The 24,770-nt window shown below is 61.0% G+C and carries 20 protein-coding genes; 15 read left to right on the forward strand and 5 right to left on the reverse strand.

Translation table 11 applies throughout. From position 1 onward, the window contains the following. Window positions 1–2 precede the first annotated feature (2 nt). On the reverse strand, window positions 3–767 hold the full coding sequence (gene flgA, locus NTD80_RS09860) for a flagellar basal body P-ring formation chaperone FlgA (RefSeq protein WP_262133367.1): 765 nt from the start codon (window positions 765–767) through the stop codon (window positions 3–5). Between the two features lie 93 nt (window positions 768–860). Here flgA and NTD80_RS09865 point away from each other — a divergent pair, with 93 nt between their 5' ends. The 7 genes from NTD80_RS09865 to NTD80_RS09895 all read left to right on the forward strand — a co-directional run bounded on the left by NTD80_RS09865 (window position 861) and on the right by NTD80_RS09895 (window position 7,166). Beyond that, entirely contained in the window at window positions 861–1,793 is a 933-nt protein-coding gene (locus NTD80_RS09865; RefSeq protein ID WP_106802849.1) for a chemotaxis protein CheV, read from the forward strand. Between the two features lie 42 nt (window positions 1,794–1,835). After that, a complete protein-coding gene (cheR, locus tag NTD80_RS09870; RefSeq protein WP_016979774.1) occupies window positions 1,836–2,663 on the forward strand; it encodes a protein-glutamate O-methyltransferase CheR in 828 nt (275 codons plus the stop codon). 327 nt (window positions 2,664–2,990) lie between these two features. Then, the gene (gene flgB / locus NTD80_RS09875) at window positions 2,991–3,398 is read left to right on the forward strand and encodes a flagellar basal body rod protein FlgB (protein WP_003214246.1); all 408 of its coding nucleotides are present in this window, start codon (window positions 2,991–2,993) and stop codon (window positions 3,396–3,398) included. A 3-nt stretch (window positions 3,399–3,401) separates the two neighbouring features. Next, window positions 3,402–3,845: a flagellar basal body rod protein FlgC gene (gene flgC, locus NTD80_RS09880; RefSeq protein ID WP_015885456.1), complete on the forward strand. Its 444-nt coding sequence runs from the start codon at window positions 3,402–3,404 to the stop codon at window positions 3,843–3,845. A 15-nt stretch (window positions 3,846–3,860) separates the two neighbouring features. Continuing rightward, window positions 3,861–4,586 (forward strand): flagellar hook assembly protein FlgD, encoded by a 726-nt coding sequence (gene flgD / locus NTD80_RS09885; RefSeq protein WP_065909244.1) that lies wholly within the window; start codon window positions 3,861–3,863, stop codon window positions 4,584–4,586. Window positions 4,587–4,617: 31 nt separating this feature from the next. Next, complete coding sequence (gene flgE, locus NTD80_RS09890; RefSeq protein ID WP_262133368.1) at window positions 4,618–5,928, forward strand: flagellar hook protein FlgE; 1,311 nt, start codon at window positions 4,618–4,620, stop codon at window positions 5,926–5,928. A 215-nt stretch (window positions 5,929–6,143) separates the two neighbouring features. Further along, on the forward strand, window positions 6,144–7,166 hold the full coding sequence (locus NTD80_RS09895) for a hypothetical protein (protein WP_262133369.1): 1,023 nt from the start codon (window positions 6,144–6,146) through the stop codon (window positions 7,164–7,166). Between the two features lie 102 nt (window positions 7,167–7,268). On the opposite strand, the gene NTD80_RS09900 is transcribed toward NTD80_RS09895, so the two are convergent. Further along, window positions 7,269–10,163 carry a ribonucleoside-diphosphate reductase subunit alpha gene (locus tag NTD80_RS09900; RefSeq protein ID WP_065909250.1) on the reverse strand — a complete coding sequence of 965 codons (2,895 nt, stop codon included), beginning with the start codon at window positions 10,161–10,163 and terminating at the stop codon, window positions 7,269–7,271. A gap of 784 nt (window positions 10,164–10,947) precedes the next feature. Between NTD80_RS09900 and NTD80_RS09905 the strand changes: the two genes are divergently transcribed. Both NTD80_RS09905 and NTD80_RS09910 read left to right on the forward strand, forming a co-directional pair. Next, window positions 10,948–11,673, forward strand: coding sequence for a response regulator (locus NTD80_RS09905; protein ID WP_262133370.1), 726 nt, complete (start codon window positions 10,948–10,950; stop codon window positions 11,671–11,673). Beyond that, window positions 11,670–13,280 (forward strand): ATP-binding protein, encoded by a 1,611-nt coding sequence (locus tag NTD80_RS09910; protein WP_262133371.1) that lies wholly within the window; start codon window positions 11,670–11,672, stop codon window positions 13,278–13,280. The genes NTD80_RS09905 and NTD80_RS09910 overlap by 4 nt, the downstream gene beginning before the upstream one ends. A 16-nt stretch (window positions 13,281–13,296) precedes the next feature. Here the strand turns inward: NTD80_RS09910 and NTD80_RS09915 are convergent, their stop codons facing one another. Beyond that, on the reverse strand, window positions 13,297–14,013 hold the full coding sequence (locus NTD80_RS09915) for a 4'-phosphopantetheinyl transferase (RefSeq protein WP_262133372.1): 717 nt from the start codon (window positions 14,011–14,013) through the stop codon (window positions 13,297–13,299). 143 nt (window positions 14,014–14,156) lie between these two features. Between NTD80_RS09915 and NTD80_RS09920 the strand changes: the two genes are divergently transcribed. Genes NTD80_RS09920 through NTD80_RS09930 form a run of 3 tightly spaced genes read left to right on the forward strand, consistent with a single transcriptional unit; the run spans window position 14,157 to window position 16,504 of the window. Then, window positions 14,157–14,465, forward strand: a complete 309-nt coding sequence (locus tag NTD80_RS09920) for a hypothetical protein (protein ID WP_120449557.1) — start codon at window positions 14,157–14,159, stop codon at window positions 14,463–14,465. A gap of 18 nt (window positions 14,466–14,483) precedes the next feature. Next, entirely contained in the window at window positions 14,484–15,161 is a 678-nt protein-coding gene (locus NTD80_RS09925) for a response regulator (RefSeq protein ID WP_065909260.1), read from the forward strand. Next, window positions 15,158–16,504 carry an ATP-binding protein gene (locus NTD80_RS09930; RefSeq protein WP_065909262.1) on the forward strand — a complete coding sequence of 449 codons (1,347 nt, stop codon included), beginning with the start codon at window positions 15,158–15,160 and terminating at the stop codon, window positions 16,502–16,504. The genes NTD80_RS09925 and NTD80_RS09930 overlap by 4 nt, the downstream gene beginning before the upstream one ends. Window positions 16,505–16,545: 41 nt before the next feature. On the opposite strand, the gene NTD80_RS09935 is transcribed toward NTD80_RS09930, so the two are convergent. After that, on the reverse strand, window positions 16,546–17,544 hold the full coding sequence (locus NTD80_RS09935; RefSeq protein WP_262133373.1) for an AraC family transcriptional regulator: 999 nt from the start codon (window positions 17,542–17,544) through the stop codon (window positions 16,546–16,548). A 339-nt stretch (window positions 17,545–17,883) separates the two neighbouring features. Between NTD80_RS09935 and NTD80_RS09940 the strand changes: the two genes are divergently transcribed. The 3 genes from NTD80_RS09940 to NTD80_RS09950 all read left to right on the forward strand — a co-directional run bounded on the left by NTD80_RS09940 (window position 17,884) and on the right by NTD80_RS09950 (window position 21,060). Beyond that, entirely contained in the window at window positions 17,884–19,218 is a 1,335-nt protein-coding gene (locus tag NTD80_RS09940; protein WP_065909268.1) for a dicarboxylate/amino acid:cation symporter, read from the forward strand. A 259-nt stretch (window positions 19,219–19,477) separates the two neighbouring features. Further along, window positions 19,478–20,464, forward strand: coding sequence for an XdhC family protein (locus tag NTD80_RS09945; protein WP_262133374.1), 987 nt, complete (start codon window positions 19,478–19,480; stop codon window positions 20,462–20,464). Window positions 20,465–20,466: 2 nt separating this feature from the next. Then, entirely contained in the window at window positions 20,467–21,060 is a 594-nt protein-coding gene (locus NTD80_RS09950) for an NTP transferase domain-containing protein (RefSeq protein ID WP_262133375.1), read from the forward strand. A gap of 102 nt (window positions 21,061–21,162) precedes the next feature. On the opposite strand, the gene rne is transcribed toward NTD80_RS09950, so the two are convergent. Next, on the reverse strand, window positions 21,163–24,420 hold the full coding sequence (gene rne / locus NTD80_RS09955) for a ribonuclease E (RefSeq protein WP_262133376.1): 3,258 nt from the start codon (window positions 24,418–24,420) through the stop codon (window positions 21,163–21,165). Window positions 24,421–24,770: the final 350 nt, after the last annotated feature.

Raw genomic sequence — 24,770 nt, forward strand, 5'->3', positions numbered from 1 at the left:
GTCTATAGAGCCACCTCCACTTGACCGGGTGCCGTCACCCGCGCCTTGATCACCCGGTTCGAGTTGAGGTTCTTCACCCGGATCTGCTCGCTCATGCCGCCATTGGACAGCGCCTCGCCTGGCATCTTTACCTGCAGCGCGCCGCTGCTGGCGGAAATCACCACCTGGTCGCCCTTGCGGATCACCTCCGCCTGCTCCAGGTGCACCAGGGTAATGACCTGGTCGGTGACCACTGGTCGGGTCAATTTTTGTCCGACGGCCTGGTCGAGGGAGGTCAGGTAGCCCTGATTGATCATGCTGATGTCGCGTTCGCGTAGGACAACGTCCTCGAAACCGATGATGCCAGTGCGTTTCAGCGGGCGGGCCACCACCACCACATCCCGGAACAATTTGACCTGCGCCGGCACGAACACGGTCCAGGGCGAGGCGCCTTCGCAGCGAACTTTCACCGTCACGCGGCCGATGGGCTGGGCGGGACTTTCCAGGGTGGCTGTCAATTCCTTGTCGCACATTGGCATGCGCAGGCGCGGATCGAGCTGGCTGACCTGGATTTCATAACGCCCGGGCGTCTGGGTGGTCGCCAGATAATCTTCTACAGTGAACTCAAGAAAGCCCTGAGTGACGCCGATAAGTAGATCAGGCAATGTGACGTTATCGGCGCGGGCCGTGGTTCCCAGGCTCAAGGCGAGCAATGCCATCGAGACGCAGAGCAATCTGCAGTACCGTGGGGAGCCGGGGCGTCGGGAAACTGTCGTTTTAATATCCATGATCTGTAAATTGCAAAGCTCGTGCCGTTTAGTGTTGGGTGCGCGTCTGCCCTTTAGGGAACAGGCCAAAGGTTTTAGCGTAGGAGTAAAGGCATGGCAGGAGTAATGGATTCAGTAAACCAGCGGACACAGCTGGTAGGGCAGAATCGCCTGGAGTTGTTGCTTTTTCGCCTGGATGGCAAACAGTTGTATGGCATCAACGTGTTCAAGGTGCGGGAAGTGTTGCAGTGCCCCAAGCTGACGATCATGCCCAAGTCCAGTCCCGTGGTGTGCGGCGTCGCCAACATCCGCGGCGCGACCATCCCGATTCTCGACCTGGCGCTGGCCACCGGTTCGCCGGCCCTGCAGGACCGCGAGAATCCGTTCGTGATCATTACCGAGTACAACACCAAGACCCAGGGTTTCCTGGTGCGCTCGGTGGAGCGCATCGTCAACATGAACTGGGAAGAGATCCATCCGCCGCCCAAGGGCACCGGCCGCGATCACTACCTCACGGCGGTGACGCGGGTCGATAACCAGTTGGTGGAAATCATCGACGTGGAGAAGATCCTCGCCGAAGTGGCGCCGACCTCGGAATCGATTTCCGTGGGCGTGGTGGACGCCGAGACGGCACACAAGGCGATTTCCTTGCGTGTGCTGACGGTGGACGACTCCTCGGTGGCGCGCAAGCAGGTGACCCGTTGCCTGCAGACCGTCGGTGTGGAAGTGGTGGCGCTCAATGATGGTCGCCAGGCGCTGGATTACCTGCGCAAGCTGGTGGACGAAGGCAAGAAGCCGGAAGAAGAATTCTTGATGATGATCTCTGACATCGAGATGCCGGAAATGGACGGCTACACCCTCACGGCCGAGATACGCAATGACCCACGCATGCAAAAATTGCATATCATCCTGCATACTTCCTTGTCGGGTGTATTCAATCAGGCGATGGTCAAGAAAGTCGGTGCCGATGACTTCCTGGCCAAATTCCGCCCTGATGACCTGGCAGCCCGGGTAGTCGACCGGATCAAGGCAGCAGATCACGGCTAGGGGATGTCCCCTGGCGGTCACACGATTTAAGAGGCGGTATCATTGTCTACGGGTAATTTGGATTTCGAACAGTTCCGGGTCTTCCTGGAAAAAGCCTGTGGCATATTGCTCGGTGAGAACAAGCAGTACCTGGTATCCAGCCGTCTCAACAAACTGATGGAACAGCAGGGCATCAAGTCGCTGGGCGAGTTGGTCCAGCGCATCCAGGGCCAGCCGCGCAGCGGGCTCAAGGAAATGGTGGTCGATGCCATGACCACCAACGAAACCTTGTGGTTTCGCGACACCTATCCGTTTGAAGTGCTCAAGAGCAAGGTGCTGCCGGAAGCCATCAAGGCCAGCCCGGGCCAGCGCCTGCGCATCTGGTCGGCGGCCTGCTCATCGGGGCAGGAACCGTACTCGATCTCGATGTCCATCGATGAGTTCGAGCGGACCAACATGGGCCAACTCAAGGCCGGTGCGCAAATTGTCGCCACTGACCTGTCCGGCACCATGCTCACCAACTGCAAGACCGGCGAGTACGACAGCCTGGCCCTTGGCCGTGGCTTGTCACAGGAGCGCCTGCAGCGTTACTTCGACCCGAAAGGGGCCGGGCGTTGGGCGGTCAAGGCGCCGATCAAGAGCCGCGTGGAGTTTCGCTCGTTCAACCTGCTCGACAGCTACGCCAGCCTGGGCAAGTTCGACATGGTGTTCTGCCGCAACGTGCTGATCTACTTCTCGGCCGAAGTGAAGAAAGACATCCTGTTGCGCATCCACGGCACGCTCAAGCGTGGTGGTTATCTGTTCCTCGGCGCATCCGAAGCGCTGAACGGCCTGCCTGATCATTATCAGATGGTGCAGTGCAGTCCTGGGATCATCTACCAGGCCAAGTAGGATCAATGTGGGAGCCTGGCTTGTGTGGGAGCTGGCTTGCCTGCGAAGCAGCACCTCGTAGTGACTGAAAAACCGAGGAGCCTGCATTGCGGGCAAGCCCTGCTCCCACACAAGCCCGCACCCACCATTGTTATGCGGCAAATCTCCTGAAAGCGGCAACCTCGATTGCCGCTTTACTGGCGCCACGCGGAAACCGCTTGCCGCTTTTCTGGCATTGCCGTCGGCAACCACCCTCCGAAACCCTTGATATACGGGCCTTGCCCGGATTGGCATGAGCCTTGCTATAACCCTGTTAACGAACAGCAGGTCAGCCTAAAGGTTTCCGCCATGAGCATCAGCTTCGATAAAGCGCTCGGTATCCACGAACAAGCCCTGGGCTTCCGCGCCCAGCGTGCCGAAGTCCTGGCCAACAACATTGCCAACGCCGACACCCCGAACTACAAGGCTCGGGACCTGGACTTCTCCGCCGTGCTCGCCGCACAGCAGGACAAGACCAAGAACGGCACCTTCGCCTTGAACATGACCAACAGCCGTCATATCGAAGCGCAAGGCCTGGGCAATGGTGACGAGTCGCTGCTGTATCGCACGCCGATGCAGCCATCGATCGACCAGAACACCGTCGACGCCCAGCTGGAGCAATCGGCCTACGCCGAGAACTCGGTGAACTTCCAGGCCAGCTTCACCCTGCTCAACAGTAAATTCAAAGGGCTGATGTCAGCCCTGCGTGGAGAGTAAGCCATGTCCCTGTCCAGTGTTTTCAATATTGCCGGCAGTGGCATGAGCGCGCAGACCACGCGTTTGAACACCGTCGCCAGTAACATCGCCAACGCCGAGACCGTGTCGTCGAGCATTGACCAGACCTACCGCGCCCGTCACCCGGTGTTCGCCACCATGTTCCAGGGCGGCCAGAGCGGCGGCAGCGATTCGCTGTTCCAGGACCAGGGCGCTGCAGGCTCCGGCGTGCAGGTGCTCGGTGTAGTGGAAGACCAGAGCAATCTGGAGGCCCGCTACGAGCCGAATCACCCGGCGGCGAACGAAAAAGGCTACGTCTACTACCCGAACGTCAATGTGGTCGAGGAAATGGCAGACATGATCTCCGCCAGCCGCTCGTTCCAGACCAACGCGGAAATGATGAACACCGCCAAAACCATGATGCAGAAGGTCCTGACCCTGGGTCAGTGATAAGGGGCGCCACTAATGGCCATCGTTGATACGACAAACAACACGGCAGTCCAGGACCTTTTCAACTCCAAGGTCAAGACCGCCACAGATAACAGCAGCGTCGGTGACGCCTCCAAGGCAGCGACGGGCAACCAATCGCTGGGCAAGGATGCATTCCTGCAACTGCTGGTGACCCAGCTGAAAAACCAGAACCCGCTGTCGCCCCAGGACAACGGCGCGTTCGTGGCCCAGTTGGCGCAGTTCAGCAGCCTGGAAGGCATCAACACCCTGAACGACTCGGTGAATGCGATCTCGAGCAACTTCAGCTCCTCGCAAGCGCTGCAGGCATCGTCGCTGGTCGGGCGCTCGATCATCACCCAGACCGACAAGGCCCTGGTGGATACAAGCAAGAGCATGACCGGTTCGGTCGCGGTGACCTCTGCGGTGGGTAACGTCTCCATCAAGATCACTGACAAAGATGGCAACGTGGTGCGCACCATCGACATGGGCGCCCAGAGCGCGGGTAACTCCGACTTCATCTGGGACGGCAAGAACGACAAAGGTGAAGTGGCCCCCGCAGGTACCTACACCTTCGCGGCCACCACTAAAAATGACAAGGGCGACTCGGTAGCCCTGGCGACCTCGCTGCCCGCGACGGTGACCAGCGTGACGTTGAGCAAGACCGGCGGCGAAATGCTGTTGAACCTTGCAGGTGGCATGGGCAGCGTCAAGCTGTCGCAAATTCAGACTATCGGTACATAGAGCCGGCTAAATACGGCAGAGGGAGAGAAACATGTCTTTTAATATCGGCCTTAGCGGCCTCTATGCGGCCAACAAACAACTGGACGTGACCGGCAACAACATCGCCAACGTCGCGACCACTGGCTTCAAGTCGTCCCGTGCGGAATTCGCGGACATCTACGCCGCTTCCAAACTGGGCACCGGCCAGAACAGCATCGGCAACGGTGTGAACCTGGCGGCTGTGTCGCAACAGTTCACCCAGGGTGACGTCAACAACAGCGGCGGTATCCTGGACATGGCGATCCAGGGTGGCGGCTTCTTCGTGCAGAAGGGCAGCGACGGCTCGCTGGAATACACCCGCAGCGGTGCGTTCCGTGCCGACAAAGACGGCTACATCACTAACAACACCGGTACTTCGCGCCTGCAAGGCTACGCGGCGGATGCCGATGGCAAAATCGTCAAGGGTGGCCTGGTCGACCTGCAGCTGAACCTGGCGAACCTGCCGCCGAAGGCGTCCACCAAAGTGGACTCCACCAGTAACCTGAACTCTTCGGACCTGCCGATCAATCAGACGGACCACCCGTTCGATCCGACCAAGACCGACAGCTTCAACACCCAGTACTCCACCACGCTCTACGATACCCAGGGCAACGCCCACTCGATGGTGCAGTACATGGTTAAAACCGATGGCAACATCTGGCAGTCCTACACGCTGATTGACGGCCGTAACCCGGATGGCACGCCGATCAGCGGTTCCGGTGCCGTTGCCCCAGTGCCGTCTACGCTGACCTTTGATACCTCTGGCAAGCTCGAAAAAATTGTCGGCGCCAACGTCAAGGACACTACCATGACCATTGACGACTGGAAGCCGGGCGGCCTGGTCGATGGCGTTTGGAAGGACAACGGTGCTGCTGCCAACACCGGCGGTATTGCCGTCAACATGGGTAACATCACCCAGTACAACTCCGCCAGCTACCGCAACCCGCCGGTCACCGATGGCTACGCCACCGGCCAGATCACCGGCCTGAAAATCGACGGCAGCGGCGTACTGTTCGCCACGTTCAGCAACCAGCAGAGCAAGGCTATCGGCCAGATCTCCCTGGCCAGCTTCAACAACGAACAGGGCCTGCAGCCCTCCGGCGGCACCACCTGGAGAGAGACCTTCGCCTCGGGCCAGCCGGGTTATGACAGCCCGCAAGCCGGGACCTTGGGTTCGATCGTGGCCAACTCGCTGGAGAACTCCAACGTCAACCTGACCAACGAGCTGGTGGACCTGATCAAGGCCCAGAGCAACTACCAGGCGAACGCCAAGACCATCTCCACCCAGAGCACCATCATGCAGACCATCATTCAGATGACCTGATGTTTAAGCGCTCGACAAGAAGCCCCTCGTAGGAGGGGCTTTTTTGTGGGCGTAGGAAAATAACCCATGACACTACAGGTTACTCGTTGAATTTCTGGGGAAGGAACACTCCATTCCTGTCTTGCCACTGATGGTCAAGAGCCTTGTCGGCTCACCAATCAGTGGGAGTGCCAAAGATGTGGAGCTCAGGAGTATCTGCCCCGGGGGTGGGGCGTATGGCCTCTGTGCCTGGCGTTGCGCGAGGTGATTCGCCGCCAGTTGAACCCGCTGCTCAAGTATCAACGGTCAAGTCATTGCTCCAACAACTGTTCGACGCCGAGAAAGACGGCAAAACCCAGTCGGTCCAGGACTTGCGCAACAAATTGAGTGAACTGCGTGAGAAGTTGGGTGATGAAAAATTCAAGGAGATCCTTAAGAAGCTCAGCGAAGAAGCCGATAGCAAGTACCTTGAGCTTCTCAAGCGGCTGCTGAAGGAGTGGTTTCCCGATGCGGATGATGTCACGCCACCGGATACGCCATCGCCGGGAGGTGGCGGAGGAGGGGGTGGGGGCGGCGGTAGAGTGAACCCTGCGGGGTTTGGCCCTGCCGAAAAAATGTCCAACAAGCCTTACACGGACGGGAAGAATTATTTCAACTACAAGCCTGATAACAGCAACCCCGGGCAAAAGCCGGGATCCGGTAAAGAACCGGGCAATATCTGGAGTGGTTTCAAGCAAGGGCCTGACGGCAATTGCGTGACGGTTTCCGCAATAAAGGCCTCCATGATGCGGTATGGCAAGGAGCCTACGGATGTGTTCAAGGAGGTCAAAGAGGCGGGCGATGGCTATGACGTGACGATGCGCGATGGGTACAAGGTTCATTTTTCCAAGGGAGAACTCAAGGAGGCGGCGAAGGAAGCCCGATTCGAGGGCGATGATCCTTCGATGATAACGTCTGCCAACTTCATGTTTGCCGCGAGCGCCAAGCGGGCCCAGATGGAAAACAACGACGGTACGGCGGGGCGCAGTTTCAGCGCTGCCATGAAGAGCCTCAACGATGGGGAGTACTCCCGGGAAGGCTTGGATCGCTTGGGATTGAAGGGGCTTTACAGGCCGGCGACCGATGCCGACTTGAGAAACAGCAAGGTCGGGACGGTGGAGTACGACGGCCATTCGATGGCGGTGATTAACGGCCGCATTGAGCTGTGGGGGCAGCGAGGCGGTGTGCCTGCATCGGGTACTGCCACCGTGTTGATCTAGTCTCGTACGAGGGTCTTGCCGGGCAAAAAAAAGCCCCCGATACACGTTGAGTGTATCGAGGGCTTTTCAGCCTTGGGGGGTTAGCCCCAAGGCGGGTTCAGCTTATTGGCAAGCTTCGCAATCCGGCTCGTCAATCGCGCAGGCCTTTGGCACTGGCGCCGGGCCGGCCGGGGCGGCGAGCACCGAATCATCACCGTGGTTACCGCTGGACACAGCGTTCAGCTTGCCGGTGTTGATGGTCGACTTCTCGGTGCTGGTCGCGGCCAGGGCACGGAGGTAGTAAGTGGTTTTCAGGCCACGGTACCAAGCCATGCGGTAGGTCACGTCGAGCTTCTTGCCCGATGCGCCGGCGATGTACAGGTTCAGCGACTGAGCCTGGTCGATCCACTTCTGGCGACGGCTGGCGGCGTCCACGATCCACTTGGTGTCCACTTCGAAGGCAGTCGCGTAGAGCTCTTTGAGTTCTTGCGGGATGCGTTCGATCTGCTGCACCGAACCGTCGTAGTACTTCAGGTCGTTGATCATGACCGAGTCCCACAGGCCACGGGCCTTGAGGTCGCGAACCAGGTACGGGTTGATCACGGTGAATTCGCCCGACAGGTTCGATTTCACATACAGGTTCTGGTAGGTCGGTTCGATCGACTGCGATACGCCGGTGATGTTGGCGATGGTCGCGGTCGGTGCGATGGCCATGATGTTGGAGTTACGAATGCCTTTCTGCACACGGGCACGTACTGGCGCCCAGTCCAGGGATTCGTTCAGGTCGACATCGATGTACTTCTGGCCACGGGCTTCGATCAGGATCTGTTGCGAGTCCAGCGGCAGGATGCCTTTGGACCACAGCGAACCCTGGAACGTCTCGTAGGCACCGCGCTCGTCGGCCAGGTCGCAGGAGGCCTGGATCGCGTAGTAGCTGACCGCTTCCATGGACTTGTCGGCGAACTCGACCGCAGCATCCGAACCGTAAGGAATGTGCTGCAGGTACAGCGCATCCTGGAAGCCCATGATGCCCAGGCCAACCGGACGGTGCTTGAAGTTGGAGTTCTGCGCCTGTGGCACCGAGTAGTAGTTGATGTCGATCACGTTATCGAGCATGCGAACGGCGGTGTTGACGGTGCGTTCCAGTTTGGCGGTGTCCAGCTTGCCGTTGACGATGTGGTTCGGCAGGTTGATCGAGCCCAGGTTGCAAACGGCGATCTCGTCCTTGTTGGTGTTCAAGGTGATCTCGGTGCACAGGTTCGAGCTGTGGACCACGCCGACGTGCTGCTGCGGGCTGCGCAGGTTGCACGGGTCTTTGAAGGTCAGCCATGGGTGGCCGGTTTCAAACAGCATGGACAGCATTTTGCGCCACAGGTCTTTGGCCTGGATGGTCTTGAACAGCTTGACCTTGCCTGGGTACTCGGTGAGGGCTTCGTAGTACTCGTAGCGCTCTTCGAAGGCCTTGCCGGTCAGGTCGTGCAGGTCCGGGACTTCGGAGGGCGAGAACAGGGTCCACTTGCCGTCATCGAAGACGCGCTTCATGAACAGGTCAGGGATCCAGTTGGCGGTGTTCATGTCGTGGGTACGACGACGGTCATCACCGGTGTTCTTGCGCAGCTCGATGAACTCTTCAATGTCCATGTGCCAGGTTTCCAGGTAGGCACACACAGCGCCTTTGCGCTTGCCACCCTGGTTCACGGCGACGGCGGTGTCGTTCACTACTTTGAGGAACGGTACAACGCCCTGGGACTTGCCGTTGGTGCCCTTGATGTACGAACCCAGTGCACGCACCGGGGTCCAGTCGTTGCCCAGGCCGCCGGCGAATTTGGACAACATGGCGTTGTCGTGGATCGCGTGGTAGATGCCCGACAGGTCATCCGGCACGGTGGTCAGGTAGCAGCTGGACAGCTGTGGACGCAGGGTGCCGGCGTTGAACAGGGTCGGGGTCGACGACATGTAGTCGAAGGACGACAGCAGGTTGTAGAACTCGATGGCGCGGTCTTCTTTCTGCTTCTCTTCGATCGCCAGGCCCATGGCCACGCGCATGAAGAAGACTTGCGGCAGTTCGAAGCGGATACCGTCCTTGTGGATGAAGTAACGGTCGTACAGGGTTTGCAGGCCCAGGTAGGTGAACTGCTGGTCGCGCTCGTGGTTGATCGCCTTGCCGAGTTTTTCCAGGTCGAAGGTGGCCAGGACCGGGTTCAGCAATTCGAATTCGATACCCTTGGCGATGTAGGCCGGCAGGGCCTTGGCGTACAGGTCGGCCATCTCGTGGTGGGTGGCGCTGTCGGCGACTTTCAGGAAGCCCAGGCCTTCGGCACGCAGGGTGTCCATCAGCAGGCGCGCGGTCACGAACGAGTAGTTCGGCTCGCGTTCAACCAGGGTACGGGCGGTCATCACCAGGGCGGTGTTGACGTCGGTCAGGGCCACGCCGTCGTACAGGTTCTTCAGGGTTTCGCGCTGGATCAGGTCACCGTCGACTTCTTCCAGGCCTTCGCAGGCCTCGGTGATGATAGTGTTCAGGCGGCCCAGGTCGAGTGGGGCAAAGCTGCCGTCGGCCAGGGTGATGCGGATCGACGGGTGCGCTTGCACAGCAGCTTCTTCAGCCGGGGAACGTACGGCACGTTCCTTGGCGCGCGAGTCACGGTAGATCACGTAGTCACGGGCGACTTTCTGCTCGCCGGCACGCATCAGGGCCAGTTCGACCTGGTCCTGGATTTCTTCGATGTGGATGGTGCCGCCCGATGGCATGCGACGCTTGAAGGTCGCGGTGACTTGTTCGGTCAGGCGGGCAACGGTGTCGTGGATGCGCGACGAAGCGGCAGCGGTGCCGCCTTCAACTGCAAGAAACGCTTTGGTGATGGCGACGGTGATTTTGTCATCGGTGTAAGGAACGACAGTGCCGTTACGCTTGATCACACGCAATTGGCCGGGCGCGGTGGCGGACAGATCCAGATTCGAATCAGCGGCCTGCGGCACGGAGCCTTGCGGGTTCTCGCGAGTTGTGTCGGTTTGCATGGGGGGTTGTCTCCACATTCTATATTTATTTGGGCACCATCTCGGTGCCCACCGTTCCGTCCTGAAGCACTTACAACAGGCCTTTGGCCTGGCATAACAACTTCGGGACAGGAGGAAGGGAGCTATTCGCGCCGCTTCCATGCCGAAGTCTTCGGTTCAAGGCGTGAAAGCCTCTGGCCGTATTCCTGTTGGGTGACAGTCGCCTGGTTCAAGCGCTGCAACACCCGTACCGTTTTGCGCTGTTGAAGCGTGAAACGGTTGCCATCCGCGTGCGCGGTGTGGGCTTTCAAAAAATGCTTTGGTTAGACCAAACAGGAGCAAGAAAGGGCTTGAGTTTCTTGTCTGATTTGTGTTGGGTCTTTTCGCTCAAAACCCTACATGTAGGGTTTTTTTAGCGCCGAGCTACAAGATAATGCGTTTTGGGGGGCTTAGCAACGCACTACCTGTGGATAACGCTGTGGGTAAAATGTGTATGAAACGTGGAACAGCCGTGTAGGCCGCAGTACTGCTGGATTCAGCCGTTTGTCACCGAATATTCCAAGATAAAAACAGCCGATTGGATTTTTGAGGGCGCGAACCCTATCACAAAAAAATGCGATCACCGAATGGATTTCCCGGCTTGTGCTTGAGGGTTGGGGCATGGCTACAATCGGGGTTTGTTATGCCCTCAAAACATTACAAATAAGGTATGCCGGGCGCAGATAAAACAGGTTGAGCGGGCAATCTCGCTCCCCCCTTTGACTGCACTGGCTGACGAATCCCTTGATAAAAACGAGGATCACGCATGGAGCAGGAAGCCTGGCAGGTATTGATTGTCGAGGATGACGAGCGATTGGCCGAGTTGACCCGTGATTACCTGGAGAGTAATGGCCTGCGGGTTTCGGTCGAGAGTGACGGCGCCCTGGCGGCGGCACGCATCATCGCCGCACAACCCGACCTGGTGATCCTCGACCTGATGTTGCCTGGGGAAGACGGGCTGAGCATCTGCCGTAAAGTCCGCGAGCACTACGATGGCGTGATCCTGATGCTCACCGCGCGTACCGACGACATGGACCAGGTGCTCGGCCTGGACATGGGCGCCGACGACTATGTGTGCAAACCGGTGCGGCCGCGCCTGTTGCTGGCCCGCATCCAGGCCCTGCTGCGGCGTAGCGAACCGGCGGAGCCGGCCGCCGTGGAGAACCAGCGCCGCCTGCAGTTCGGCCCGCTGGTGGTCGACAACGCCCTGCGCGAAGCCTGGTTGCACGCGGGCGAAATCGAACTGACCAGCGCCGAATTCGACCTGCTGTGGCTGTTGGTGGCGAATGCGGGGCGCATCCTGTCCCGCGAAGAAATCTTTATCGCCCTGCGCGGTATCGGCTATGACGGCCAGGACCGCTCCATCGACGTGCGCATCTCGCGGATCCGCCCGAAAATCGGCGACGATCCGATCCACCCGCGCCTGATCAAGACCATTCGCAGCAAAGGCTACCTGTTCGTCCCCGAAGCCGCCGCTGATCTGCCGCTGTGAACTCGATCTTCCTGCGCATCTATGGCGGCATGTGTGCGGCGCTGATCCTGGTGGCGTTGCTCGGCGTGCTGGCCTTGCACCTGCTCAACGAGGTGCGCAGCGGCCAATACCGCGAGCGCCTGGCCCATGGCACCTTCGCGCTGATGGGCGATAACCTGCAGCCGATGAGCGCCATCGAGCGTCAGCGTGCCCTGGCGGTGTGGGAGCGCCTGCTCGGTATCCCGCTGCAATTGCGCACCCTCAGCGACGCCCAGTTGGACCTCAGCCAGCGCAATCGCCTGCAACGCGGTCAGGTCCTGGTGGAACAGACCGGCCCCCATGCGGCACGCGTGCTGCGCCTGGTCAGTGAGCGGGAGCAACTGGTGTTGACCGGCGAAGTGCAGCAGATCAGCGAACAACTGGCCCGTGCGACGATTTACCTGCTGGCCGACGAACTGGTGCGCTTCCCGGTCGCCGAACAGCCGCAACGCCTGGCCGCTATAAAAGAAGCCAAGGGCTTTGGCTTCGAAATGCACCTGGTGGCCCTCGACCAGGCCGACATGGACGAAGACCAGCGTCGCCGCGTGTCGGAAGGCGATACGGTGATGGCCCTGGGCAAGGGCGGCGATTCGATCCGCGTCTTCGCCGGCATGGTCGGCACGCCCTGGGTGCTGGAAATCGGCCCACTGTTTCAAATGAACCCTTACCCGGCGCAATGGCTGATCCTGATCGCCTTGATCGGCCTGAGCCTGATTGGCCTGATCGTCTATCTATTGGTGCGTCAGCTGGAGCGGCGCCTCAAAGGCCTGGAAGCGGCCGCGACGCGTATCGCCAAGGGCAACCTGGAGGTGCGCGTGCCAGCCCGGGGTGCTGACTCGGTAGGGCGCCTGGCCGCGGCGTTCAATGGCATGGCCGAGCACTTGCAGCAATTGCTCGCCATCCAGCGCGAACTGGTGCGCGCGGTGTCCCACGAGCTGCGCACCCCGGTAGCGCGCCTGCGCTTTGGCCTGGAGATGCTCGGCGACGCGACCACCGCCGACGCCCGGCGCAAATACCTGGAAGGCATGGACAGCGATATCCAGGACCTCGATGGCCTGGTGGATGAGATGCTCACGTATGCGCGCCTGGAGCAGGGCGCGCCGGAGCTGAATTTCCAACGGGTCGACCTCGATGCGCTGCTCGATCAGGTCATCGGCGAATTATCGCCACTGCGCCCTCAAGTCGCGGTGAGTCGGGGCATTTGCCTGTCTTCGGCGCATTGGGATGACGCCTGGGTCGACGCCGAACCGCGCTATCTGCACCGCGCCCTGCAAAACCTGGTGAGCAATGCCATGCGCCACGCCCAGGGCCAGGTCTTGATCAGTTACCAGGTGGGGCAGGTGCGCTGCCGTATCGATGTGGAAGATGATGGCCCCGGTGTGCCGGAGAGTGCCTGGGAGCGCATTTTCACGCCGTTCCTGCGCCTGGATGACAGCCGTACCCGCGCCTCTGGCGGGCATGGGTTGGGGTTGTCGATTGTGCGGCGGATCATTTATTGGCACGGCGGGCGGGCGTTGATCAGCAAGAGCAACAACTTGGGTGGGGCTTGCTTTAGCCTCAGTTGGCCGCGAGACCAGGATAAGCCTTGATAGTGCTATCGCCCTATCAGGCGCCTACCGCCACCAGGCTCAACAGCTGTCCGTCATCCAGCGCAAACTGCCCGTTCAATTCCTTGCCATGGCACCACTCTTCGGACAAATCCGTCAGCAGTCGCAGCCGCAGGTGACCGGCCTCTGACCACTCCACCACCTCGGCATGCTCGAAATAGAAGCGCTTCTGCACGATCGGATAAAGCGCCTTGAACAGGCTCTCCTTGGCCGAAAACGTCAGCGTCACCAGCAAGGCGACCTGTTCGCGAGGGAGGGCGGCCATGCGCTGCAGTTCATCGGCGGTCAGGATTTCCCCGGCCAGGCGTTCCGCGCGTTCCAGGCTCAGGATGTTCTCCAGGTCCATGCCCAGCCCGCGCCATTGCGCCTTGTGCCCGACAATCGCGGCGGCATGCCCGGTGCTGTGGGTGATCGAGCCACTGATATGCGCCGGCCACACCGGTGCGCGGTCGTCGCCAATTGCCGGGACACAATCCAGGTGATCCAGCCGTTGCAGGGCAGCGCGGGCACACAGTCGACCGGCAAGAAACTCGGCCTGGCGCTTGGCCACCGAGCGCTGGATGCTCGGCGGTGGCGGCACGGCACTGCGCTGGAAATCCCCGTCAGCCAGCAAGGCCGGGTCAAACCGGGTGCTGAGAAATACCGTGCCCGGCAAGGGGGCGGGCAGCGGCCAGTGGGCATCGAGTGGGGTGCAGCAAGCGGGTAGGGGATTCATGGGCGGTATTTTGCCGAGTTGCTGCGCCGCCGGATAGCCCGCAACGGTTCAGGCGAGGTTCAGAGCCTGTTCAGGGGGAGTTCAGGGGCGTTTGCGTAGGCTGGTCTCAACACACCACAGCCCTGCGCGTATGAGGTAACACCATGACTGCGATCAAAAAGCTGATGTTGGCGTTGACCATGCTGAGTGCCACTGCCGGGGTCCAGGCCTCCGATGGCGCTTTTGCAGGATTCGGTCGTGAGAAAACCAAGAAAACCAGCACGCTGATCCAGCGTGTCAGTTTCGAAGATGCGGGCAGCCAGCCCACGCCCTGGGGCCAGTCCCTGGGCCTTGCGGCCCCGCAGCAGGGCTATCGCGCCGGTTATCAACACCTGACCGGCCAGTACAATGGCATTAAAATGCGCCAGCAAGACTTGCAGGGCCGCTATGATATCCCCCTGTCGGACAGTTGATTTGCTTTGGAGAGCCTTATGAAATTGCTGGTGGTGGAAGATGAGGCGCTGCTGCGTCATCACCTGTTTACCCGCCTGACCGACAGTGGGCATGTGGTCGAGGCCGTGGCCAACGCCGAAGAGGCCCTGTACCAGACCGGCCAATTCAATCATGACCTGGCGATCATTGACCTCGGCCTGCCCGGCATGGGCGGCCTGGACCTGATCCGCCAATTGCGCGCCCAGGCCAAGACCTTCCCGATCCTGATCCTCACCGCGCGCGGCAACTGGCAGGACAAGGTCGAAGGCCTGGCGGCGGGCGCCGACGACTACGTGGTCAAGCCGTTCCAGTTCGAAGAGCTGGAGGCGCGGATGAATGCCTTGTTGCGCCGCTCCAGCGGCTTTACCCAATCGACCATCGTCGCCGGGCCGTTGCTGCTGGACCTCAATCGCAAGCAGGCGTCCCTCGACGAACAGCCGCTGGCACTGACCGCCTACGAATACCGGATCCTCGAATACCTGATGCGCCATCACCAGCAAGTGGTGGCCAAGGACCGTTTGATGGAGCAGCTCTACCCCGATGACGACGAGCGCGATCCAAACGTCATCGAAGTTCTCGTCGGCCGCCTGCGCCGCAAGCTCGAGGGCCCGGCAGGGTTCAAGCCGATCGACACCGTGCGCGGCCTGGGCTACCTGTTCAATGAGCGCTGCCGTTGATTCGCTCGCTACGCGTGCGCTTGATGCTGGCGGCCGCCACCCTGGCCGTGCTGTTCATGCTGGGTTTGTTGCCGGCCATGCAGGGGGCGTTCAGCCTGGCGTTGCAGGATTCCATCGAGCAGCGCCTGGCGTCGGATGTCACTACCCTGATTTCGGCGGCACGCGTCGAAAACAACCGGCTGCTGATGCCGGCGCAGTTGCCCGACGAACGTTTCAACCTGACTGACAGCCGCCTGTTGGGCTACATCTACGACCGTGAGGGCCACCTGGTGTGGCGCTCGCGGGCGACCAAAGAAGAAAACATCAACTACAAGCCGCGCTATGACGGACGCGGCAATGAATTTGCGCGGATTCGCGAAGCCAACGGCCAGGAATTCTTCGTCTATGACGTCGAGGTCAAGCTGCTCGGCGGCAAGAGCGCGGCGTTCAGTATCGTCGCCCTGCAGCCGGTGCGCGAATACCAACTGACCCTCGAAGGCCTGCGCGAAAACCTGTACCTGGGCTTCGGCGCAGCCTTGCTGGTGCTGCTGACGTTGCTATGGCTGGGCCTGACCTGGGGCCTGCAAGCCTTGCGGCGCCTGAGCCAAGAACTCGACCAGATCGAAGGTGGCACCCGCGAAAGCCTCAGCGAAGAACATCCCCGCGAACTGCTGCGCCTGACCGGCTCGCTCAACCGTTTGCTGCACAGCGAGCGCGAGCAGCGGGCACGCTATCGCGACTCCCTCGACGACCTGGCCCACAGCCTGAAAACCCCGCTGGCGGTATTGCAGGGCGTAAGCGAGGACATGGCCCAGCGTCCGGAAGACCGCGACCAGGCCTGGGTCCTGCAATCGCAGATCGAGCGCATGAGCCAGCAGATCAGCTACCAATTGCAGCGCGCGAGCCTGCGCAAAAGCGGCCTGGTGCGCCACCAGGTGCGCCTGGAACCGGTGCTGCAAAGCCTGTGCGACACGCTGGACAAGGTCTACCGCGACAAACGCGTGACCGTGTCTTTTGACCTGCCGGAAGAGTGCGATGTACCGATCGAGAAGGGCGCCTTGCTCGAATTGCTCGGTAACCTGCTGGAAAACGCCTACCGGCTGTGCCTGAGCGAAGTGCGCATCAGCCTGGTAGAAAGCCTGGAAGGCACCGAGCTGTGCATTGAAGACGACGGGCCCGGGGTGCCACCGGATCAGCGTGCACGGATCCTGCAACGGGGCGAGCGGCTGGACCGCCAGCATCCGGGTCAGGGCATTGGCCTGGCGGTGGTCAAGGACATCATTGAAAGCTACAGCGCGCGCCTGACCCTGGGTGATTCACCGTTGGGTGGGGCGGCGTTCAAGATTCACTTTCCGGCGGTGTGAGCTTTATCGGCGGTGATGGCTTCATCGCCGGCAACACACCTCTAACTTTCCTGCGCCCGGTACGCCCCCGGCGTCAGCCCCGTCCACTTCTTGAACGCCCGATGAAACGCCGACGGTTCGGAAAATCCCAACTGCTCGGCGATCTCCTGCAATGACAGATCCGCCCGCCCCAGATGATAGATGGCGATGTCCCGCCGCAGCTCATCCTTGAGAGCCTGGAAACTGGTGCCTTCCTCTCGCAGATGCCGGCGCAGGGTTTGCGGGCTGATGTGCAGGTGCTGGGCGACGGCTTCCAGGTCCGGCCAGGGCGTGCGGTCGCGGCTCAGCAGGCGCCGCAGTTGGCTGCTCAGGCTGTCGCCCTCATCGGGGCGCGACAGCAAATCCGCCGGCGAGCGTTCCAGGAAGTGCTTGAGCGTACGCTCGTCCTGCAGCAACGGCAGGCTCAGGTAGCGGCTGGGAAATACCAGGCTGCTGCTCGATGCGCCGAACACCAGGGTGCACGGAAACAGCAGGTCGTATTCAGTGGCATGGGCCGGCATCGGGTAGCTGAACGTGGCCTGGTGCAGCCGAATCCGTTGGCCGATCAGCCAGCTGCCCAGGCGGTGCCAGATCACCAGCAGGCATTCGCTGAGGAAATGGTCCGGGTCCCACAGTTGCGAGTCGTCGAGGCTCAAGCGGGCCATGTCGCCTTCGCGGGTCAGCTGCCAGCGCGGACCTTGTGGGAATAGGCTATAAAATAATAAGCCGCGTTCCAGCGCTTTCTCCAGGGTGCGGCAGTGGATCAGCGCGTGGCACATCATGGCGAAAGTGCCGCGTTTGCTTGGGCCGTCGGCAAAGCCCAGGTATTCGTCGTCCAGCGCCAGCCAGAGCATTTGCAGCAGTTGGGTGAATTGCTCCGGTGCAATACGGGCGCGAGGTTCGCTCAGTAATTGCGGGGTAATACCGACCTGCAACAACAGGCCCGAATAATCGTAGCCGGCTCGGCGTGCACCGCCGAGGGCCGCCCGGGCGTAATGACTGGCGATGGTACGTTCACGCATGCGAAGGCCTCGTCCATGGAGTGGCCGATGGTAGCCACCCCCTGGGAGAGGGACAAGGCGGATATCCGCCAAATTGTAGGACGGGATTGGGCGAGTGGGCGGAAATCCGCCACCTGTTTGCCTGCGTTCGAAGGGGCCTGAAATCCCCCAGCCCTGATGTCTAAAGGCCTGTAGGGTTTTTGCCAAAGCTGGCACGCCGTTTGCGATACATACGACAGCGCAGGCCTGGTCCTACAAGCCTCGCAAACAACAAATCCCTCCAGTGCAGGAGGGTTCGCAATTCAAGTGTCGTGGGCAATGGCGGATATTTGCCACACGGGACGATTGAGGAATTTTGCAATGACGACTCGTCAGCCAATCTACAAATCCCTGTATTTCCAGGTGATCGTTGCAATCGTTATCGGTATTTTGCTCGGTCACTTCTACCCACAGACCGGCGTGGCCCTCAAGCCACTGGGTGACGGCTTTATCAAGCTGATCAAAATGGTCATCGCCCCGATCATCTTCTGCACCGTTGTCAGCGGCATCGCTGGCATGCAAAGCATGAAATCGGTCGGCAAAACCGGCGGCTACGCGCTGCTGTACTTCGAAATCGTTTCCACCATCGCCCTGCTGATCGGCCTGATCGTCGTCAACGTTGTGCAACCGGGCGCCGGCATGCACATCGACGTGGCGACCCTGGACGCCTCCAAAGTCGCGGCCTACGTGACTGCCGGTGCAGACCAGAGCGTGGTTGGCTTTATCCTCAACGTGATCCCGAACACTATCGTCGGTGCGTTCGCCAACGGCGACATCCTGCAAGTGCTGATGTTCTCGGTGATCTTCGGTTTCGCCCTGCATCGCCTGGGTGCCTACGGCAAGCCGGTCCTGGACTTCATCGATCGCTTCGCGCACGTGATGTTCAACATCATCAACATGATCATGAAGCTCGCGCCAATCGGTGCCCTGGGCGCCATGGCGTTCACCATCGGTGCCTACGGTGTCGGTTCGCTGGTGCAACTGGGCCAGCTGATGATCTGCTTCTACATCACCTGCATCCTGTTCGTGGTCGTGGTGCTGGGCGCCATCTGCCGCGCGCACGGTTTCAGCGTGCTGAAGCTGGTTCGCTACATCCGTGAAGAACTGCTGATCGTGCTGGGTACTTCCTCCTCCGAATCTGCACTGCCACGCATGCTGATCAAGATGGAGCGCCTGGGCGCGAAGAAGTCCGTAGTAGGCCTGGTGATCCCGACTGGCTACTCGTTCAACCTCGACGGTACTTCGATCTACCTGACCATGGCTGCCGTGTTCATCGCCCAGGCGACTGACACCCACATGGACATCACCCACCAGATCACCCTGCTGCTGGTGCTGCTGCTGTCCTCCAAAGGTGCTGCAGGCGTGACCGGTAGCGGCTTCATCGTACTGGCTGCAACCCTGTCGGCCGTCGGCCACCTGCCGGTTGCCGGCCTGGCGCTGATCCTGGGTATCGACCGCTTCATGTCCGAAGCCCGCGCGCTGACCAACCTGGTCGGTAACGCCGTTGCCACCATCGTCGTGGCCAAGTGGGTCAAGGAACTGGACACCGACAAGCTGCACAGCGAGTTGGCTTCCGGCGGTACTGGCATCTCCGATACCCGTGTGGAAGATGACCTGGGCGTCGCCGAAGGTCCTGCTCCTGCTTCGGTGAAGTAAGCGCTTCCCGGTGTGAATTGACACCGACGCTTCGCACAAACGCCCCGACTTGTTCGGGGCGTTTGCGTTTCGGGTGGATCACTTTTTCGATTTTTTGATTTACATTAAGTAAACACTTCATCAAATTACATTGAAGCCCGTCTTTATGGGACTGCCGTTCACCCGGGTCGGTCTACGCTGATGAAACTCGCGCAGGGTTGCCCGTTCTAAAATCCATTGGCCAGCCGCTTGGCTGCGCTGCACGCTTGCAGGAGTGTTGATGGACAGTGTGGATCTGAATGTCTTGCGCAGCGTGCTCGAATGGCGTCGTGCCGGGCAGAAAGTGGTGTTGTACAGCGTGGTCCAGACCTGGGGCAGTGCACCACGGCCGCCGGGCGCCATGTTGGCGCTGCGTGGCGATGGCGTGGTGATCGGCTCGGTGTCCGGCGGTTGCATTGAGGATGACCTTATTGCGCGCTTGCAGGACGGCCGCCTGGCCGGTGACGGGCCGCCGGTGCAGTTGGTCACCTACGGCGTCACTCGCGATGAAGCGGCGCGCTTCGGCTTGCCTTGCGGCGGCACGCTGCGCCTGACCGAAGAGCGTGTGCAGGATTGGGACTGGGTCGCGCAATTGCTGGCGCGCTGCGAAGCGCATGAAATTGTCGCCCGCGAGTTGGACCTGGCCACAGGCGCCGTGACCCTGAGCAGCGCGAGCAAGACCGACATCGTCAGCTTTGATGGCGAGCGCCTGCGGGCCATCTACGGCCCGCGCTGGCGCCTGCTGTTGATCGGTGCCGGGCAGCTGTCACGCTACGTGGCGGAAATGGCGCGCTTGCTGGATTTCGAAGTCCTCATCTGCGACCCGCGCGACGAATTTGTCTACGGCTGGGAAGAGCAGCATGGCCGCTTTGTGCCGGGCATGCCGGATGAGGCTGTGTTGAATATCCAGACCGATGAGCGCACCGCTATCGTCTGCCTGACCCATGACCCGCGGCTGGACGACATGGCCTTGCTGACGGCGTTGAATTCCAGCGCGTTCTACATCGGCGCGCTGGGATCACGGGTCAACAGCCAGAAGCGCCGGGAAAACCTCGCGGCGCTGGGCTTGTCTGCCGAGGCAATCGCGCGTTTGCACGGGCCGATTGGTTTGCATATCGGTAGCCATACGCCGTCGGAGATCGCGTTGTCGTTGATGGCGGAAATTGTCGCGATCAAGAATGGCGTAGCGCCAATGCAGAAAAAACCGCTGCCGGTGGTGGCGGAGTGACGATGATTACCGCGATTGTTTTGGCGGCCGGCCAGGGCCGTCGTTTTCGTGCCGAGGCCGGCGCGGATCAAGACAAGTTGCTCGCCGATTGCGTCGGCCTGGATGGCGTGACGCGGCCGGTGATCGAACAGGTGCTTTTGGCGCTGCCGCCGCGGGTGGTAAAACGCTGGGTGGTGACTTCGCCGGAGCGCCTCGAGGTGATTCGCTTGGCGCAAGCCTACGGCTGCGAAGTGTTGCGGCTGGATTCAGCGGGGATGGGCGACAGCATTGCGGCGGCCGTCGCGGCCAGTGGCACCGCTGAAGGTTGGCTGGTGGTGTTGGGGGATATGCCGTTTGTGCAGTCGTCGAGCATCGAGAGGGTGATCGCTGCGCTGGAGGAGGGCGGTATTAGCGTGCCGGTGCAGGATGGGCAGTATGGGCATCCCGTGGCGTTTGACCGGGCGCTGGCACCGGGCCTGATGGCGCTGACCGGTGACCGAGGAGCCAGGCCGCTGTTTGCACAGGCGACCGTCAGCGAGGTGCCTGTAGATGATCCGGGCGTACTCTGGGACGTCGACCTGCCGCAGAGTTTGAATTTCTCCCCCATCCAACGGTAGGAGCCGGCCAGCCAGCGCCTGCAGGCGAATGTCTCGGTTTCTTGCGCTCAATAAAAAGCCCCGCCTGATCACTCAGGCGGGGCTTTTTAGTGGCGGTTGGAATCAGACGAGAGGTTTAGGCTCGTGCTCTTCTTCCAGGGCCTTTGGGTGGTGCTCTGCCACTTCTTCGACGGCGCGCGGGGCTTCGTCGACGATCGGGGCAGTGTGTTCAACCACGGCTTCAGCGGCCGGGATCGGCGCTTCGGCGGCAGCAGCTGCTGCAGCGGCGGCTGCCTCGGCTTCTTTGCGACGACGGCGCACTTCACGTGGATCGTTCGGCGCACGACCATTTTCGGTCAGGGCGCTGGCAGGTGCTGCTTCAACCACCGGAGCGGCGACTTCGGCAACCACTGGCGCTTCAACCACTGGCTGAGGCTCGACCACTGGCGCAGGCTCGGCAACCACGGCTTCGACCACCGGCGCTGGCGCTTGCTCTACCACAGGGGCAGGTGCTGGCGCTTCAACCGGGGCGGCTGGCTCAGGGGCTGTCCACTGGAAGGCGGTCTGTTCTTCGCGAACTTCACGCACTGCCGGGGCAGCTTCTTCGACAACCGGGGCTTCAGCTGGTGCTTCAACGGCGGCTTCAGCCACAGGCTGAGACTCAACCACCGGTGCTGGCTCGACAGCGGCCACTTCGGCTTCCGGCTGGGCTTCGCGAACTTCGCGAACCACCGGGGCCACTTCCACTTCCGGAACCACTGGGGCTTCGATCGGGGTGGTGGCTTCTACGACCGGTGCTTCAACAGCTGGCGCTTCTTCCACTGGGGTGTGCGCGACAGGTGCTTCAACCACAACGGTTTCTTCGACAGTGGCGGTAGCACGTTCAGCTTGCTCGTGCGCCTGGGCTTCAGCAGGGGCGCTGATCACCGAGCTGGCCACGGCAGCGGTAACGGCCAGGCCTGCAGCCAGTTCGGCGCCGGTCGGTTCGCTGGTCGCGGCCTCTGCGTTTTCGCCGGCTTCTTCCGAGCCTTCGATCACATTGCCGTTGGCATCACGCTGACGCTCACGACGGTTGCTGCGACGACGCTGGCCACGGGAGCGGCGGCGCGGACGATCGCCTTCGGCGTTGTCCTGACCGTCGTCCTGCAGTTGCTCTTCGCCGGTCAGTACTTCTTCTTCGCTGGCAGCAGCGGCTTGCTCGGCACGTGGCTGGCGCTCTTCACGCGGTGGGCGCGGCTGGCGCTCTTCGCGAGGGGCGCGCTCTTCGCGTGGCTGGCGAGCTGGACGCTCTTCAGCAGTGACAGCGCCGGCAGCGGCAGCGGCAACGGCAGGTGCAGCGTCCAGCGGCTCGCGCAGTTCACGCACGCGCTCTTCACGCTCGCCACGTGGCTTGCGATCTTCACGCGGTGCACGTGGAGTGCGCGGTGCGCGCTCTTCACGCGGTGCACGTTCTTCACGGACTACGGCTGGCGTGTCTTCACGGGCTTCGCGTGGCGCGCGCTCTTCGCGGGGTGCGCGTTCTTCACGTGGAGCACGTTCTTCGCGAGGCTTGCGCTCTTCGTCACGGCGACCGTTGCGGTTACGGCTTTGCTGGCGACCGTTGCGACGCTCTTCGTTACGGGCTGGACGCTCAGCGGCAGGTTTTTCAACCACCACAGGCGCGGCCGGCTCTTCCTTGGTGGCGAACAGGCTGACCAGCGACTTCACCAGGCCCTTGAACAGGCTTGGCTCAGGCAGGGCGGCCGGCGCGGCAACCGGGGCGGCAACTTCAGTCGGTACCGGTGCGTTGGCACGCGCCGGTGCCGTCTTCACGGCCGCTTCCTGGCGAACCAGAGTGCGGGTCGCAGCGGCTGGCTGGACTTCTTCTACTTCGGCTGCGGCAGCGGCGATTTCGTAGCTGGACTGGCCGCTGTGGGCTTCCGGGCTATCGTCGCGCAGGCGCTGCACTTCGAAGTGCGGCGTCTCGAGGTGATCGTTCGGCAGGATCACGATGCGGGCACGGGTGCGCAGTTCGATCTTGGTAATCGAGTTGCGTTTTTCGTTGAGCAGGAAGGCTGCAACCGGGATCGGCACTTGCGCGCGGACTTCGGCGGTGCGGTCTTTCAGGGCTTCTTCTTCGATCAGGCGCAGGATCGCCAGCGACAGCGATTCAACATCACGGATGATGCCGGTGCCGTTGCAGCGTGGGCAGACGATGCCGCTGCTCTCGCCCAGGGATGGACGCAGGCGCTGACGGGACATTTCCAGCAGGCCGAAGCGCGAAATGCGGCCAACTTGCACGCGGGCACGGTCGGCTTCCAGGCATTCGCGGACTTTCTCTTCCACGGCGCGCTGGTTCTTGGCGGGGGTCATGTCGATGAAGTCGATCACGATCAGGCCGCCGATGTCACGCAGGCGCAGCTGGCGGGCGATTTCTTCAGCCGCTTCCAGGTTGGTCTGCAGGGCGGTTTCTTCGATGTCGCTACCTTTCGTGGCGCGCGCCGAGTTGATGTCGATGGACACCAGGGCTTCGGTCGGGTCGATCACGATGGAACCGCCGGAAGGCAGTTCGACGACGCGCTGGAAAGCGGTCTCGATCTGGCTTTCGATCTGGAAACGGTTGAACAGCGGCACGCTGTCTTCGTAGAGCTTGATCTTGCTGGCGTACTGCGGCATCACCTGGCGAATGAAGGTCAGGGCTTCGTCCTGGGCTTCAACGCTGTCGATCAGCACTTCGCCGATGTCCTGGCGCAGGTAATCGCGGATAGCGCGGATGATCACGTTGCTTTCCTGGTAGATCAGGAACGGCGCGGAACGATCCAGGGACGCTTCCTTGATGGCGGTCCACAGCTGCAGCAGGTAGTCGAGGTCCCACTGCATTTCTTCGCTGCTGCGGCCCAGGCCGGCAGTGCGAACGATCAGGCCCATGTCGGCCGGTGCGATCAAACCGTTCAGCGCTTCACGCAGTTCGTTGCGCTCTTCGCCTTCGATGCGACGGGAAATACCGCCGGCACGCGGGTTGTTCGGCATCAGTACCAGGTAACGACCGGCCAGGCTGATGAAGGTGGTCAGGGCGGCGCCCTTGTTGCCACGTTCTTCTTTTTCGACCTGGACGATGACTTCCTGGCCTTCGCTCAGGACGTCCTTGATGTTCACGCGGCCTTCAGGGGCTTTCTTGAAGTATTCGCGGGAGATTTCTTTGAGGGGCAGGAAGCCGTGGCGCTCGGAGCCGAAATCGACAAAGGCAGCCTCAAGGCTTGGTTCGATGCGAGTAATACGGCCTTTATAGATGTTGGCCTTCTTTTGCTCGCGTGCACCGGATTCGATGTCCAGGTCGTAGAGGCGTTGGCCATCTACCAGTGCAACACGCAACTCTTCGGGTTGAGTTGCGTTAATCAGCATTCTTTTCATGTTGTACCGTCGGTTTCCGGGCTGCCGGAAACGGCGTTCGGCACACACGACTTCTCACGGTCGGTGTCAGGTGCGTCAAGAGTGGTTGGCCACTCCAGTGTCCAGCAAAACCTGCCAATTGGGCCGGTATCGCGACGGACGCGTCCTGCTTGTTAGCGGTGGTGACAAAGGCACCACTTCAACAAAAGCTAAGGTCAGGAGGAGGAATCAACCGGCGACTGTGGACGAGATGAAGCGTCTAAATATAAGCCTAGTGCTACACGGTCCGACGGTTGTGCATCTCCACCCTACACGTATCCCTGATAATTCGGGTGCTGCCGCGCGCAGAATCCGCAGCGGGT

The organism is Pseudomonas sp. 13B_2.1_Bac1, from assembly GCF_025466155.1.
GTDB lineage: Bacteria > Pseudomonadota > Gammaproteobacteria > Pseudomonadales > Pseudomonadaceae > Aquipseudomonas > Aquipseudomonas aylmerensis.